General features: G+C 65.2%; 13 protein-coding genes and 1 tRNA gene. 7 read left to right on the top strand and 7 right to left on the bottom strand.

Annotation, left to right across the window (positions count from 1 at the left end; translation table 11 throughout):
* Positions 1-61 precede the first annotated feature (61 nt).
* From map to SMCB_RS05545, 5 genes are all read right to left on the bottom strand, one after another.
* The gene (gene map / locus SMCB_RS05565; RefSeq protein ID WP_045537703.1) at positions 62-877 is read right to left on the bottom strand and encodes a type I methionyl aminopeptidase; all 816 of its coding nucleotides are present in this window, start codon (positions 875-877) and stop codon (positions 62-64) included.
* A 22-nt stretch (positions 878-899) separates the two neighbouring features.
* Positions 900-976 (bottom strand) — tRNA-Arg (locus SMCB_RS05560).
* 136 nt (positions 977-1,112) lie between these two features.
* Positions 1,113-1,883, bottom strand: coding sequence for an oxygen-binding di-iron domain-containing protein (locus SMCB_RS05555; protein ID WP_045535681.1), 771 nt, complete (start codon positions 1,881-1,883; stop codon positions 1,113-1,115).
* Entirely contained in the window at positions 1,873-4,059 is a 2,187-nt protein-coding gene (locus SMCB_RS05550; protein ID WP_052468435.1) for a putative bifunctional diguanylate cyclase/phosphodiesterase, read from the bottom strand. The genes SMCB_RS05555 and SMCB_RS05550 overlap by 11 nt, the downstream gene beginning before the upstream one ends.
* 64 nt (positions 4,060-4,123) lie before the next feature.
* Positions 4,124-4,777: a GntR family transcriptional regulator gene (locus SMCB_RS05545; RefSeq protein ID WP_045535679.1), complete on the bottom strand. Its 654-nt coding sequence runs from the start codon at positions 4,775-4,777 to the stop codon at positions 4,124-4,126.
* Positions 4,778-5,066: 289 nt separating this feature from the next.
* Between SMCB_RS05545 and scpA the strand changes: the two genes are divergently transcribed.
* The 5 genes from scpA to SMCB_RS05520 are packed head-to-tail and all read left to right on the top strand — an operon-like array spanning position 5,067 to position 10,754.
* A complete protein-coding gene (gene scpA, locus SMCB_RS05540; RefSeq protein ID WP_045535678.1) occupies positions 5,067-7,217 on the top strand; it encodes a methylmalonyl-CoA mutase in 2,151 nt (716 codons plus the stop codon).
* Between the two features lie 57 nt (positions 7,218-7,274).
* The gene (locus SMCB_RS05535; RefSeq protein ID WP_045535677.1) at positions 7,275-7,616 is read left to right on the top strand and encodes a ribbon-helix-helix domain-containing protein; all 342 of its coding nucleotides are present in this window, start codon (positions 7,275-7,277) and stop codon (positions 7,614-7,616) included.
* The gene (locus SMCB_RS05530; protein ID WP_144400288.1) at positions 7,613-8,029 is read left to right on the top strand and encodes a type II toxin-antitoxin system VapC family toxin; all 417 of its coding nucleotides are present in this window, start codon (positions 7,613-7,615) and stop codon (positions 8,027-8,029) included. Before SMCB_RS05535 ends, SMCB_RS05530 begins: the two co-directional genes overlap by 4 nt.
* Positions 8,029-9,186, top strand: a complete 1,158-nt coding sequence (gene meaB, locus SMCB_RS05525) for a methylmalonyl Co-A mutase-associated GTPase MeaB (RefSeq protein WP_045535675.1) — start codon at positions 8,029-8,031, stop codon at positions 9,184-9,186. Before SMCB_RS05530 ends, meaB begins: the two co-directional genes overlap by 1 nt.
* A 35-nt stretch (positions 9,187-9,221) precedes the next feature.
* Positions 9,222-10,754: an acyl-CoA carboxylase subunit beta gene (locus SMCB_RS05520; protein WP_045535673.1), complete on the top strand. Its 1,533-nt coding sequence runs from the start codon at positions 9,222-9,224 to the stop codon at positions 10,752-10,754.
* 21 nt (positions 10,755-10,775) lie between these two features.
* Here the strand turns inward: SMCB_RS05520 and SMCB_RS05515 are convergent, their stop codons facing one another.
* Together SMCB_RS05515 and SMCB_RS05510 are read right to left on the bottom strand one after the other, a co-directional pair.
* Complete coding sequence (locus SMCB_RS05515; protein ID WP_045535672.1) at positions 10,776-11,120, bottom strand: type II toxin-antitoxin system PemK/MazF family toxin; 345 nt, start codon at positions 11,118-11,120, stop codon at positions 10,776-10,778.
* A complete protein-coding gene (locus tag SMCB_RS05510) occupies positions 11,117-11,476 on the bottom strand; it encodes a hypothetical protein (protein WP_045535669.1) in 360 nt (119 codons plus the stop codon). Before SMCB_RS05510 ends, SMCB_RS05515 begins: the two co-directional genes overlap by 4 nt.
* 47 nt (positions 11,477-11,523) lie before the next feature.
* Here SMCB_RS05510 and SMCB_RS05505 point away from each other — a divergent pair, with 47 nt between their 5' ends.
* The gene (locus SMCB_RS05505) at positions 11,524-13,605 is read left to right on the top strand and encodes an acetyl-CoA carboxylase biotin carboxylase subunit (RefSeq protein ID WP_045537700.1); all 2,082 of its coding nucleotides are present in this window, start codon (positions 11,524-11,526) and stop codon (positions 13,603-13,605) included.
* Positions 13,602-14,066: a VOC family protein gene (locus SMCB_RS05500; protein ID WP_045535668.1), complete on the top strand. Its 465-nt coding sequence runs from the start codon at positions 13,602-13,604 to the stop codon at positions 14,064-14,066. Before SMCB_RS05505 ends, SMCB_RS05500 begins: the two co-directional genes overlap by 4 nt.
* Positions 14,067-14,091: the final 25 nt, after the last annotated feature.

The following is a 14,091-nucleotide window of genomic DNA, read 5'->3' as shown; positions in this document are numbered from 1 at the left end:
GTGGATCAAGGGGGTTGCCGAGTGTGTGTCCCGCGCCAGCAGGGGGAGGGCTCTCAGCCTCTCAGGCCGGTCGGCCCGCTTGGGCGCTGGCCGGGGGCGGGGGTGAGCCGGCCGAGAGGGTGAGAATCTCGAAGCCGGTCTCGGTGCACAGCACCGTGTGCTCCCATTGCGCCGAGAGCGAGCGGTCTTTGGTGACGATGGTCCAGCCGTCGCCCATTTCGCGGATCTCGCGCCGGCCTTGGTTGATCATGGGTTCGATGGTGAAGGTCATGCCGGCTTGCAGCGCCAGCCCAGTGCCGGGCTTGCCGTAGTGCAGCACCTGCGGCTCTTCGTGAAACTGCTGCCCGATGCCGTGGCCGCAGAACTCGCGCACCACCGAGTAACCGGCCGCTTCGGCGTGGTGCTGGATCGCGTAGCCGATGTCGCCCAGCCGCGCCCCCGGGCGCACGCGCTCGATGCCTTTCCACATCGCCTCGTAGGTGATGGCGCACAGGCGCAGCGCTGCTGGGGCTGCGGCGCCCACCGCATACATGCGGCTGGTGTCGCCATGCCAGCCGTCTTTGATCACGGTGACGTCGATGTTGACGATGTCGCCGCGCTTGAGCGGCTTGTCGTTGGGGATGCCGTGGCAGATCACCTGGTTGACCGAGGTGCAGATGCTTTTGGGGTAGGGCGCATAGCCGCCGGGTGCGTAGTTGAGCGGCGCCGGGATGGCCTGCTGCACGCCGACGATGTAGTCGTGCGCCAGCCGGTCGAGCTCGTTGGTGCTGATGCCGGGCTGCACCAGCGGGCCGAGGTAGTCGAGCACTTCGGCGGCGAGCCGGCCAGCGCGGCGCATGCCTTCGATGCCAGCGGCATCCTTTAGGGTTACAGTCATGGGGGTGTATTTTTGCAGATATTGGCCTGCCCGACAGGGGTCGAACCTGTGACCTACGGCTTAGAAGGCCGTTGCTCTATCCAGCTGAGCTACGGGCAGCAAATGCCGCGATGCCTGCAAAACCCCGGCAGCCAGCGGGCGCTGGGGCTTGGGATGAAACGTGGCCGATTTTAACAGCCTGAAACGCCCAAGGTCGATACGCAAAGGACTGGCAGACACAGGCTTGATGCCGCACTCACTTGGGTATGGCGTAGTCCGCTTGGGTCAGGTGGTCGATGCCGCAGCTTAGGGTTTCGATCCAGTCGATGAACTCTTGCACGGCCGGACCAGCCAGCGGCGCGCCGTGCTGCGGCACGATCATGCGGATGGGCAGCAGTTGGCGTGCCATATTGGCCCACAGCTTTAATACTTTTTGCGAGACCATGTAGCGGCGGTGAAAGCCCTCCATGCGGTGGAGGTTTGGCGCCAACGAGGTGATGGTTTTGGCGGCTTCGGCCGAGGTGCCCAACGACACACCCAGATCGCCCGAGAACAGGATGCGGCTGACGGGGTCCCAGAACTGGAAGTTGCCCTCGGCGTGCATGAAATGCGCCGGCAGCGCCACGATCTCGCTGCGGCCCAGCGGAATGCGCATGCCCGGATCGGGGATGCCGACGATGCGCCCGGCGGTTTTGCCCGGCTTGCAGAAATGCGGCGCGAACCGCTCCCACAGGCGCGAAATGTACAGCGTGGCTTGGGTGCTGGTCATCCAGCGGTCCAGCGACGCGATGATGTCTGGGTCGGCGTGCGAGGCCAAGATTTCGGTCAGTTTGCTGGGCGGGAAAAAACGGTTGATGCTGAGGAGCAGCTCGTTGTAGGCCACGTTGCCGCCGGGGTCGATGATGGCGCCTTGCTGCTCGTCGACGATTAGAAACTGGTTGGCCTGCACCGCTTCGCCGCCTTCGTCGCTCAGGTGCGCGAACATTAAGCAGACGTGATTGTTGTGGTTGTAGAGTTCAATGGCCATGATCTAAGGGTTTTTTGGGGCTGTCGGTAGCCGTGACCGAAAAGGGGTGGCGTGCAAAGCCATTGCCTTTTAAGCCCGCAGTGGCGGCATAGCGCTGCAAGAATTCTTTGAACGCGGGGGCTGTCATGGGGCGCGCGTAGTGGTAGCCCTGGGCTTCGTCGCAGCCAAACTGCGCAATGCGTTCGGCCACCGCCGCCGATTCCACCCCTTCAGCGAGGGTGCGCAAGCCGAGCCCAGCAGCCATTTGCACGATGGCGCGCACGATCGCGGCGTCGTCCGGGTCGGTGAGCAGGTCGCGGACGAAGGATTGGTCGATCTTGAGTTTGTCCACCTCGAAGCGCTTGAGGTACGACAGGCTCGAGTAGCCGGTGCCAAAGTCGTCGATCGACAGCTTAACGCCCATTAGCTTGAGCCGCCGCACCAGCGCCAGCATGGCGTCGGTGTTGTGCAGCAACAGCGATTCGGTGAGTTCGAGCTCGAGCAGGTGCGCCGGCAGGCCGCTGCGCGCCAGCGCCTGCTGCACGGTGGCTTCGAGGTCGCCGCGCTTGAACTGCACCGCAGACAGGTTGACGGCCAGTTGCAGCGGCGGGAGTCCGGCGTCGAGCCAAGCGCGGCCTTGGCGGCAGACTTCCTCAAGCACCCAGGCGCCAATTGGTGCAATTAATCCACTTTCTTCGGCCACCGGGATGAAGCGGGCGGGCGCAATCAGCCCCTGTTCGGGGTGCTGCCAGCGCAGCAGCGCCTCAGCCCCGACCAGGGCGCCGCTGCGCAAATCGAATTGGGGCTGGTAGTGCAGAAGCAGCTCGCCGTGCTCGAGCGCGCGCCGCAGGCCCGCGCGCAGGCGCAGGTGCTCGCCGGCTTGCTGGCCCATGTCCTCGTTAAAGTAGTGGTGGCTGTTGCGGCCCAAGTCTTTGGCGCGGTAGAGGGCCATGTCGGCCTTGCGCAGCAAGGTGTCGAAATCGCGCCCGTCGTCGGGGTAGAGGGCGACCCCGATGGAGCAGGTGAGCGCGAGCTCATGACCGTCGAGCACGAAGGGTTGTTCGAGGTTGGCCATGAGTTTGGCCAACACCGGAGCCGCTGCTTGGTTGTCTTTGAGGTCGGTGAGCAGGGCGATGAATTCGTCGCCGCCCTGGCGGCTCAGGGTGTCGGTTTGGCGCAGGCACTGCTGCAGCTGCTGCGCAACCTGTTGCAACAGCGCATCGCCGCAAGCGTGGCCCAGGGTGTCGTTGATGTGCTTAAAGTTGTCTAGGTCTAGGTACAGCAGAGCCACGCGCTGACACTCTCGATCGGCATGCGCTATAGCGAGGCTGAAGCGCTCTTGCAGCAGCTGGCGGTTGGGCAGTCCGGTCAAGGCGTCATGGAAAGTGAGGTAAGCGGCTCGCTGCTGCAGCTCGGCGTGCGCTGCCGCCAGTTGAGCCTCGGTGGCTTTGCGCTGTTCGATGTCTTCGGTGATCCAGATGGTGATCTTCTCATCGCCCGCTTGGGGCAATGCGCGCGCCATGATGCGCATCCAAACCAGACTGTCATCGATGCGCCGATTGCGCCACTCGATTTCGATGCGCTGGCCGGCGGCCAAGTCGTCACCAATGGCTGCGCCGAAGCGCTGGTAGTCGTCGGCCGATTTGAAAAAAACTTGGGCGCTTTGACCCAGCAGTTGGCCCCGTTCGTAGCCCAATAATTCTTCGAAACGCGGGTTGCAATGCTGGATTAGGCCGTTGCAGGTAAAAAGGATGCCCACGCTGGCGTTGTCCAAAATCGCTTGCTGGTGCAGCAGCAACAAGCGCAGCTCTTGCTCAGCGCGTTTGCGCTCGCTGATGTCTTCAACAATCCAGATCGTGCCGTCGGCGCTATCGTGCGGGTTGATCGATTTGGCGCGCAACTGGCAAAAGACAGCGCTGCCGTCGCGCCGGCGCATCAGTCGTTCTTGTTCGAACAGTTGACCTGCGGCCAATAGCGGGGACGCACGCCGGCCAATGTCGGTGTAATCGGCCTCGGAGAAATACAGCACCGAACCCGGCTGGCCAACGAGCGCGTCGGGCGTCCAGCCAAAAATTTCGGCCGCGCGCGGGTTGCAATGTTCAAAGCGCCGGTTGCGCGTGAACAAAATGCCAACCCCGGCGTTTTGCAAAATCGCCTGGTATTCGAGTTCGAGCTGGCTGGGAGGGGGGTGGGTCACACTTCAGGCTTTGGATCACGGGCCATGAAAGCGGCACCAGATTTCTGCAAATATAACAGGAAAATCAGATGGCTGCTTGCATCCCGTGCTCAAAATGCTGCGCCATAAGGCTGCGGGCGGCGTCGGCGTCGCGCTGTTCGAGCGCGGCCATGAGTGCGCGGTGTTCGAGCAGCGACTCGTGCAAGCGGCCCTCGCGCAAGAGCGAGCCGTGGCGCTTGAGCTTCATGACTTGGCGCAGGTCGGACACCACTTGGGCGCGCCAGCGGTTGCCGGATATGTCGAGCAGTTGCCGGTGAAAGGCTTCGTTGAGGGCAAAAAAGCGCTCACGCGAGCCGGTCTGCGCATCAGCGGCGACCTCGAGCTGCTGGTGCAGGTCTTGCAACTGCTGCAGTTGCTCCGCACTGGCGCGGCTGCAAGCGGCGGCGGCGGCGTCGGCTTCGAGCAACGCCAGCAGCTCATAGACTTCGCGCAGGTCTTGCTCCGAGACTTCGGTTACGTAGGCGCCGCGGCGCAGCTTCATGGTCACCAGCCCCTCGGCAGCCAGCACCTTGAGCGCCTCGCGCAGCGGCGTGCGGCTGATGCCCAATTCTTGGGCGATGCGCAGCTCGTCGATCCAGCTGCCGGGGGCCAGTTCGCGGCTAAAAATGCGCTGGCGCAGCCGCTCGGCCACTTCCTGATACAGGGCGGCGCGTGGGGCGAGTGCGGTGGCGGCGGGCATGAGAGCAGCTAGGATGGGCGGGGATTTAACGGCAGGCAGAGGCTGGCAAAGGCGGATCGTGATGGGTCGTGATGGGCGTTTGCTGGCGCTTGAGCTTTAATGGATGGGCAAGTGCGCAAGCCGTGGGCGAAGCTTGCGCCGAGCTGACCGGGGGATTGTACGCTCGGTTGGATTTTGCATCAATAATTATGAATCATGATGTAGAATGGGCAAGCTCGCCGGCACGGGGTCGGCGCGGTGCGTGCGTGTGAGTCAGCCGGCTGTGGGTCCGGCGCAAGGAGAGTGGTTTATGTCGGGTTCCGAGTTCAAAGCGGCTACGCTCCAAGACTGGCAAGCCGCTGCAGCCCAGTCGCTCAAGGGGCGCTCGGTGGATGCGCTCGACTGGATCACGCCCGAAGGGCTGCGCGTCAAGCCGCTCTACACCGCCGCCGACCTGCAAGGCCTGCCGCACACCGACACCTTGCCCGGTTTTGCGCCCTACATCCGCGGCCCGCAAGCCACCATGTACGCGGTGCGCCCCTGGACCATCCGCCAGTACGCCGGTTTTTCTACCGCCGAAGAAAGCAACGCCTTTTACCGCCAGGCGCTGGCCGCTGGTGGCCAGGGCGTGAGCGTGGCCTTCGACCTGGCCACGCACCGCGGCTACGACAGCGACCACCCGCGCGTCTATGGCGACGTGGGCAAGGCCGGTGTGGCGATCGACAGCGTCGAGGACATGAAAATCCTGTTTGACGGCATCGACCTCGGGCAGGTGAGCGTGAGCATGACCATGAACGGCGCCGTGCTGCCGGTGCTGGCCGGCTACGTGGTGGCGGCTGAGGAGCAGGGTGTGGCGCAGGCGGCCTTGAGCGGCACGATCCAGAACGACATCCTCAAGGAGTTCATGGTTCGCAACACCTACATCTACCCGCCCGAGCCCTCGATGCGCATCATCGGCGACATCATCGAGTACACCGCCCAGCAGATGCCCAAGTTCAACTCGATCAGCATCAGCGGCTACCACCTGCAAGAGGCCGGCGCCAACCAGGCGCTGGAGCTGGCGTTTACGCTCGCTGATGGTCAGGAGTACGTGCGCACCGCCATGGCCAAGGGGCTGGACGTGGACGACTTTGCCCCCCGCCTGAGCTTTTTCTGGGCGGTGGGGATGAATTTTTACCTCGAGATCGCCAAAATGCGCGCCGCGCGCCTGCTCTGGTGCCGCATCATGCAAGGTTTTGGCGCCAAAAAAGACAAGAGCCTGATGCTGCGCACCCACAGCCAGACCAGCGGCTGGAGCCTGACCGAGCAAGACCCGTACAACAACATCGTGCGCACCACCATCGAGGCCATGGCGGCGGTGTTTGGCGGCACGCAGAGCCTGCACACCAACAGCTTTGACGAAGCGATCGCGCTGCCAACCGAGTTTTCGTCGCGCATCGCACGCAACACCCAGCTCATCATCCAAGAAGAAAGCCAGATCACGCGCGTGGTGGACCCCTGGGCCGGCAGCTACCTGATGGAAAAGCTGACGCAAGACATGGCCGACGCGGCCTGGGCAATCATCGAAGAAGTTGATGCCATCGGCGGCATGACCAAGGCCGTGGACAGCGGCTGGGCCAAGCTGCGCATCGAGGCCAGCGCGGCCGAAAAACAAGCCCGCATCGACTCGGGGCGCGACGTGATCGTGGGCGTGAACAAATACCGGCTCGAGCAAGAAGCGCCGGTCGATATTCTGGAAGTGGACAACCACAAGGTGCGCGAGCAGCAGATCGCGCGCCTGCAAGCCATCAAAGCCAGCCGCGACAACGCGGCGGTGCAGGCGGCGCTGGCCGAGCTGACGGCGGCGGCCGCATCGGGGCAGGGCAATTTGCTCGAGCTCTCGATCCGTGCCATGCGGCTGCGCGCCACCGTGGGCGAGGTCTCGGACGCGCTCGAACAGGTTTTTGGGCGCCACCGCGCCGACACGCAAAAGGTGACTGGGGTGTATGCCGCCGCTTACGACAACACCGAAGGCTGGGCGCGGCTGCAAGCCGAGATCGCCGAGTTTGCCCAAGCCCAAGGCCGCCAGCCGCGGGTGCTGATCGCCAAACTCGGCCAAGACGGACACGACCGCGGCGCCAAGGTGGTGGCCACGGCCTTTGCCGACCTCGGTTTTGACGTCGATATCGGGCCGCTGTTCCAAACGCCCGAAGAATGCGCGCGCCAAGCGATCGAAAACGACGTGCACGCGGTGGGCATCAGCACGCTGGCGGCGGGCCACAAGACGCTGGTGCCCGCGATCATCGAAGCCCTCAAGCGCCAAGGCGGCGACGACATCATCGTCTTTGTGGGCGGCGTGATCCCGCGCCAAGACTACGAGTTTTTGTACCAAGCCGGCGTCAAGGGCATCTACGGCCCCGGCACCCCGATCCCGGCCAGCGCCAAAGACGTGCTCGAGCAGATCAAGCAGGCGCTGGCTTGAACGCGGGCCAAGGTTTGTGATACAGTAATACCGTATTGCAACTGCGGGGTAACTACCATGGCCGTCTCAGTCCGACTCGATCCCTTGCTCGAAAAAGAACTCGAACTCGCTGCCAAGCGGCTCGGGGTGAGCAAGTCGCAGTTCATCGTCACCGCGCTGGAGCAGGCGCTGGGGCGCAAGAACCCCTACGAGCTTTATTTGAGCGTGCAGGAAGCCACGCCCGGCTATGCCTTGGGCACCGATACCGCGCAGGCCGCACGCTTGGCCGCCGCCGGCGCTGCGGGCACGGGCAGCACCTCGGACACCATCCGGCAGATGCTGCAACAGCGCCACCAAGCCGAAAGCCAAGATTGGTTGCTGCGCAAAGGCGCAGGCGGTGCCGAGGAGGGCGCAGCTTGAGGCCGGCGCTTTTGGACTCGAGCGCCATGGTGGCGCTGTTCAACCAGAACGAGCGCGCGCATGCCCACTACCGCCGCCTGCTGCACGAGCAGGGGCGCAGCTTGCAGCTCTACACCACTTGGCCGTGCCTGACCGAGGCCGCCTATTTGCTGCACGGGCGCGACCGCAGCCTGATGCTGGCGTGGGTGGGGCATGGCGGCGCGCAGGTTTATCCGCTCGATTGCCAGCACCTGCCCGACATGGCCTTGCTCATGCAGCGCTACACCGAGCCCGGCAAAACCGAGATGGATTTGGCCGACGCCTCGCTCTACTGGGTGGCGGTGGATGGCAATGTGCACACCATCCTGACGCTGGACGTGCGCGATTTTTCCCGCTACCGCCTGCCCGACGGGCGTGGCTTCGAGCTTTGGTGATGCACGCCCTCCTGCCCGATCTGCTGGGGCCGCACAATGCGGCGCAGCGCCGCGCCCTGTCCAAGGCGATCACGCTGATCGAATCGAGCCGCGCCGACCACCGCGTGCAGGCCCACGCGCTGCTCGACGCGTTGCTGCCGCACACCGGGCGCAGCTTGCGGCTGGGCATCAGCGGCGTGCCCGGGGTGGGCAAGAGCACCTTCATCGAGGCTTTGGGTTTGTACCTGATCGGCCAAGGGCAGCGCGTGGCGGTGCTGGCAGTCGATCCGTCGAGCAGCGTTTCGGGCGGCTCGATATTGGGCGACAAAACGCGCATGGAGCGCCTGAGCAGCGACGAGCGCGCCTACATCCGCCCCAGCCCGAGCCGCGGCCAGCTGGGCGGCGTGGCCGAAAAAACGCGCGAAACCATTTTGCTCTGCGAAGCCGCCGGCTACGGCGTGGTGATCGTCGAGACCGTGGGCGTGGGCCAGAGCGAAACCGCCGTGCACGGCATGACCGACCTGTTTTGCCTGCTGCAACTGCCCAACGCTGGCGACGAGCTGCAAGCCATCAAAAAAGGCGTGATGGAGCTGGCCGACTTGGTGCTGATCAACAAGGCCGACCTCGACCCGGCCGCCGCCACCCGCGCCCGGGCCCAGATTACTGCCGCGCTGCGCCTGTTTGGCTGGCACGGCGAGCACGCGCCGCATGCGGGTGCTAATGAGGCGATCGCGCCCCAGGCGGGTGCAACCGAGGCGATCGCGCCGCGCCCCCCCACGTGGCAGCCGCGTGTGCTCGAGTTCAGCGCCCTGAGCGCCGCGCAGGCGCAACCCACACGCGCCGCCGCGCAGGCGCAACCCATGCGCAACAGCGCGCACCGCTTCGACGCCTTCTGGGCGGCGGTGAGCGAATTCCAGCGCGTGCAGCAGGCCAACGGCCAGTGGCAGGCACGGCGCCAGCGCCAGGCCAGCGCCTGGATGTGGGCGCTGATCGATGCCGGGCTCAAACAGCGTTTTGCCGCCCACCCGCAGGTGCGCGCGCGCCTGCCCGAGGTGGTGCAGCAGGTGCTTGCCGACGCGCTGTCGCCCTCGAGCGCTGCGCACCAGATGCTGGCGCTGCTCGAGCCTGCACCACCCCCGCAAGCGCCCGCGCCGCCAGCCGCCGTGTGCACCCCTTAACATCTCTGCCAACCCTTTTCGGAGCCCACAGTTCTATGCAAGACATCCTCGACCAACTGGAACGCAAGCGCGCTGCCGCCCGCCTCGGCGGTGGGCAAAAGCGCATCGACGCCCAGCACGCCAAAGGCAAGCTCACCGCGCGCGAGCGCATCGAGGTGCTGCTCGACGAAGGCAGCTTCGAAGAGTGGGACATGTTCGTCGAACACCGCTGCAGCGACTTCGGCATGGCCGAACAGCGCGTCCCCGGCGACGGCGTGGTCACCGGTTACGGCATGATCAACGGCCGCTTGGTGTTCGTCTTCAGCCAAGACTTCACCGTCTTTGGCGGCGCCCTGAGCGAAACCCACGCCGAAAAAATCTGCAAAATCATGGATCAGGCCATGAAGGTGGGGGCGCCGGTGATCGGCCTCAACGACTCGGGTGGCGCGCGCATCCAAGAGGGCGTGGCCTCGCTGGGCGGCTACGCCGAGGTGTTTCAGCGCAACGTCTGCGCCAGCGGCGTGATTCCGCAGATCAGCCTGATCATGGGGCCGTGCGCCGGCGGGGCGGTGTATTCGCCCGCCATGACCGACTTTATCTTCATGGTCAAAGACAGCAGCTACATGTTCGTCACCGGCCCCGAAGTGGTCAAAACCGTGACGCACGAAGAAGTCACGGCCGAAGAACTCGGGGGTGCCAGCACCCACACCAGCCGCAGCGGCGTGGCCGATCTGGCCTGCAACGACGACGTCGAGGCGCTGCTGATGCTGCGCCGGCTCTACAACTACCTGCCGCTCAACAACCGCGAAAAAGCCCCGCTGCGCCCCAGCGGCGACCCGATCGACCGCGCCGAATTGAGCCTCGATACGCTGGTGCCGGACCACCCCAACAAAGCCTACGACATGAAGGAGCTGATCCTTAAAACCGTGGACGATGGCGACTTCTTCGAGCTCCAGCCCGACTACGCCAAAAACATCATCGTCGGCTTTGCGCGCATGGACGGCCAGACCGTGGGCATCGTGGCCAACCAGCCGCTGGTGCTGGCCGGCTGCCTCGACATCAAGAGCAGCATCAAGGCGGCGCGCTTCGTGCGCTTTTGCGACGCCTTCAACATCCCGGTCGTCACCTTTGTCGATGTGCCCGGCTTCATGCCCGGCACGGCGCAAGAGTACGGCGGCATCATCAAGCACGGCGCCAAGCTGCTCTACGCCTACGCCGAGTGCACGGTGCCCAAGATCACCGTGATCACGCGCAAAGCCTACGGCGGCGCCTACGACGTGATGAGCTCCAAGCACCTGCGCGGCGACGTCAATCTGGCCTGGCCCAACGCCGAAATCGCCGTCATGGGCGCCAAAGGTGCGGTCGAGATCATCTTTCGCGAAGAAAAGAAAGACCCAGCCCGGCTGGCGCAGCGCGAGGCCGAATACAAGGCGCGCTTTGCCAACCCCTTTGTCGCCGGTGCGCGCGGCTACATCGACGACGTGATCCTGCCGCACGAAACCCGCAAACGCATCTGCCGCTCGCTGGTCATGCTGCGCGACAAAAAACTCGAGAACCCGTGGCGCAAGCACGGCAACATTCCGCTGTGAGGCGCTGCCGCCATGTTTGAGCTAAGCCAGCCCGAGCACGCGCAGCAGCGCGCGCCCGATGGCATCCAGATCGGCGGGGCTGAGCCGCCCGATGCAGCGTTGCAAACGACTCTGATCCACGCAGCGTATGTGTTCGATGCGTGCCTTGGAGCTGCTGCCCGCCGAGGGCACGGCGACCAGCAGGGGAAAACGGGCAGCCTCTGGGGTGGAGCTCAGGGGCACGACGACCACGGTGCGCCGGCTGCGGTTGATCACGCTGGCCGAGAGCACCACGCAAGGGCGGGTTTTGGCGATTTCGCTGCCGCGCACCGGATCGAGCTCGACCCAGCACACCGCGCCGCGTTCGAGCGCAGTGGCTTGCGTCATCGGCGGCTTTCGGCGCGGGCCGTGGGTGCTTCGAGTGCGGCTTGGGCAGCGCCAAACTCGCGCTCAAAGGTGACCAAATCGAAATCGGGGTCTGAGTGTTCGACCGCTGGCGTCAGGGCGCTGCCCACCCATTCAGCGCCCTCGCGCGCCAACGCGGGGCTGGCGGCTTCGATGCGGTTCATGTATGTGCAGGCTGCCTGCAGTTGCGCGTCTTCTAGGTCCAGCGCTTGGCGCACCAGATCGACCAGAAACTGGTTGCGCTGGCGCGGCGCCACCGCTCTGGCCAGGCGGGTGGCGAGCTCGTCGGGCAGGCGCAGCAGCACCTGTTTGGGGCGGTGGGCAGGAGTGCGCAACATGAACTCATGCTATCAAGATATCAACGCAAACGCAAGAGGTGTCCGACGTGTTTAAGAAAATCCTAATCGCCAACCGCGGTGAAATCGCCTGCCGCGTGATCGCCACGGCGAAAAAAATGGGCATCGCCGCGGTGGCGGTGTATTCCGAGGCCGATCGCGAGGCGCGCCACGTCAAGCTGGCCGACGAGGCCGTGCTGCTGGGCCCGGCGCCCAGCCGCGAGAGCTATCTGGTGGCCGACAAGCTCCTCGCCGCCTGCCACGCCACCGGCGCGCAGGCGCTGCATCCCGGCTATGGCTTTTTGAGCGAGAACGAAGACTTTGCGCGCCGCTGCGAGGCCGAGGGCATCGTCTTCATCGGCCCCAAGGCGCACAGCATCGCCGCCATGGGCGACAAAATCGCCTCCAAAAAGCTGGCACAAGCCGCCGGCGTGAGCACCATTCCGGGCTGGAACGAGGCCATCGACACGCCCGAGCAGGCGGTGCAGATCGCGCAGGGCATCGGCTACCCGGTGATGATCAAGGCCAGCGCGGGCGGTGGCGGCAAGGGGCTGCGCGTGGCCTACAACGACAAAGAGGCCTTCGAGGGCTTCAGCAGTTGCCGCAACGAGGCGCGCAACAGCTTTGGCGACGACCGCATCTTCATCGAAAAATTCGTGCAAGAGCCGCGCCACATCGAAATCCAGGTGCTGGGCGACGCGCACGGCAACGTGATCTACCTCGGCGAGCGCGAGTGCTCGATCCAGCGCCGGCACCAAAAGGTGATCGAAGAGGCGCCGTCGCCCTTCATCAGCGAGGCCACGCGCCACGCCATGGGCGCGCAGGCGGTGGCGCTGGCGCAAGCCGTGCAGTACCAGAGCGCGGGCACGGTCGAGTTCGTGGTGGGCAAAGACCAAGATTTTTACTTCCTCGAGATGAACACCCGCCTGCAGGTGGAGCACCCGGTGACCGAGTGCATCACCGGGCTCGATCTGGTGGAGCTGATGATTCGCGTCGCCGCCGGCGAGCCGCTGCCGCTGACCCAAGCCGAAGTCAAGCGCCAAGGCTGGGCGATCGAGTGCCGCATCAACGCCGAAGACCCGTTTCGCAACTTCCTGCCCAGCACCGGGCGGCTGGTGCGCTTCAACCCGCCGCAACCTACGCTTTTTGCAGCGGGAACGGCGCTTGAGGCCGCCACGGGCGATGCCAGCGCCGCCTTTGGCGGTGTGCGCGTCGATACCGGCGTGTTTGAGGGCGGCGAGATCCCGATGCACTACGACTCGATGATCGCCAAGCTGATCGTGCACGGTCGCGACCGCGCCGACGCGATTGCGCGCATGCGCGAGGCGCTCAACGGCTTTGTGATCCGCGGCATCGGCAGCAACATCCCGTTCCAGTCGGCCTTGCTCGCGCACCCAGACTTCGTCTCGGGCCACTTCAACACCGGCTTTATCGCCCAGCACTACGCGCACGGCTTCAAGGCCGAGGACGTGCCGCACACCGACCCCGATTTTCTGCTGGCGCTGGCCGCCTTCGTGCGCCGCAAGAGCCGCGAGCGCGCCACCGGCATCTCGGGCCAGTTGCCGGGTTATGGCGTGAAGGTGGGGCAAGATTACGTGGTCATCAGCCTGGCGGCCGATGGCGCACACCGCTACACCCCGGTGCACGTGGACGAGTTTGTGGGCGAAAGCGGCTGTGCCTCGGTGCGCGTGGGGGCGCGGCACTACCAGATGCGCTCACCGTCGCGCCTCAACGACATCGTCATCAGCGGTCAGTGCAATCAGCAGCCCTTCACGGCGCAGATCGAGCGCGGCGCGCCCGGCAACCCGTTGGCGCTGGTGCTGCAACACAACGGTGCGCGCCTGCAAGCCATGGTGGTTTCGCCGCGCATGGCCGAGCTGCACCGCCTTATGCCCTTCAAGCGGCCGCCCGATCTGAGCCGCTTCGTGCTCTCGCCCATGCCTGGGCTGCTGGTGGACGTGGCGGTGCAGCCGGGCCAAAAGGTGCAAGCCGGCGAGCGCGTGGCGGTGATCGAGGCCATGAAGATGGAGAACGTGCTCTTTGCCGCCGCCGACGGCGTGGTGGCCAAGGTGTTGGCGGCCAAGGGCGAAAGCCTGGTGGTGGATCAGCCGATCGTGGAGTTTGCACAATGAGCGCGCGGCCCTTCAAGGTGCTGGGCGTGCAGCAGATCGCCATCGGCGGCCCCGACAAAGAGCGCCTGCGCCAGCTCTGGGTGCAGTTGCTGGGCTTGCAGGTCACGGGCAGCTTTCGCAGCGAACGCGAAAACGTCGATGAAGACATCTGCACCCTCGGGCGCGGGGCGCACGCGGTCGAAGTCGATCTGATGCAGCCCATCGACCCGCAGGCCAAGCCGGCGGTGCACAGCACGCCGCTGAACCACATCGGGCTCTGGGTGGACGACCTGCCCGTGGCCGTGCAGTGGCTCACGGCGCAGGGGGTGCGCTTCGCCCCCGGGGGCATCCGCAAGGGCGCAGCCGGTTACGACATCTGCTTCATGCACCCCAAAGCCAGCGCCGAATTTCCCTACTCGGGCGAGGGCGTGCTGATCGAGCTGGTGCAGGCGCCGCCGCAGGTGATCGCGGCGCTGGGCTGAGACGCTGAGACGCAGAACTGCGAGC

Origin of the sequence: Serpentinimonas maccroryi, assembly GCF_000828915.1 — a bacterium.
In the GTDB taxonomy this organism is placed as follows: domain Bacteria; phylum Pseudomonadota; class Gammaproteobacteria; order Burkholderiales; family Burkholderiaceae_C; genus Serpentinimonas; species Serpentinimonas maccroryi.
The sequence above is the reverse complement of the archived record's forward strand: the minus strand, read 5'-3'. Positions and strand labels throughout refer to the sequence as shown.

Bases quoted from the DNA above. Each gene is read 5' to 3' on its own strand.
- SMCB_RS05500 (WP_045535668.1), top strand. From the start codon at position 13,602: ATGAGCGCGCGGCCCTTCAAGGTGCTGGGCGTGCAGCAGATCGCCATC.
- SMCB_RS05545 (WP_045535679.1), bottom strand. From the start codon at position 4,777: ATGCCCGCCGCCACCGCACTCGCCCCACGCGCCGCCCTGTATCAGGAA.
- SMCB_RS05515 (WP_045535672.1), bottom strand. From the start codon at position 11,120: ATGACGCAAGCCACTGCGCTCGAACGCGGCGCGGTGTGCTGGGTCGAG.
- SMCB_RS05535 (WP_045535677.1), top strand. From the start codon at position 7,275: ATGGCCGTCTCAGTCCGACTCGATCCCTTGCTCGAAAAAGAACTCGAA.
- SMCB_RS05520 (WP_045535673.1), top strand. From the start codon at position 9,222: ATGCAAGACATCCTCGACCAACTGGAACGCAAGCGCGCTGCCGCCCGC.
- map (WP_045537703.1), bottom strand. From the start codon at position 877: ATGACTGTAACCCTAAAGGATGCCGCTGGCATCGAAGGCATGCGCCGC.
- SMCB_RS05510 (WP_045535669.1), bottom strand. From the start codon at position 11,476: ATGTTGCGCACTCCTGCCCACCGCCCCAAACAGGTGCTGCTGCGCCTG.
- SMCB_RS05555 (WP_045535681.1), bottom strand. From the start codon at position 1,883: ATGGCCATTGAACTCTACAACCACAACAATCACGTCTGCTTAATGTTC.
- scpA (WP_045535678.1), top strand. From the start codon at position 5,067: ATGTCGGGTTCCGAGTTCAAAGCGGCTACGCTCCAAGACTGGCAAGCC.
- meaB (WP_045535675.1), top strand. From the start codon at position 8,029: ATGCACGCCCTCCTGCCCGATCTGCTGGGGCCGCACAATGCGGCGCAG.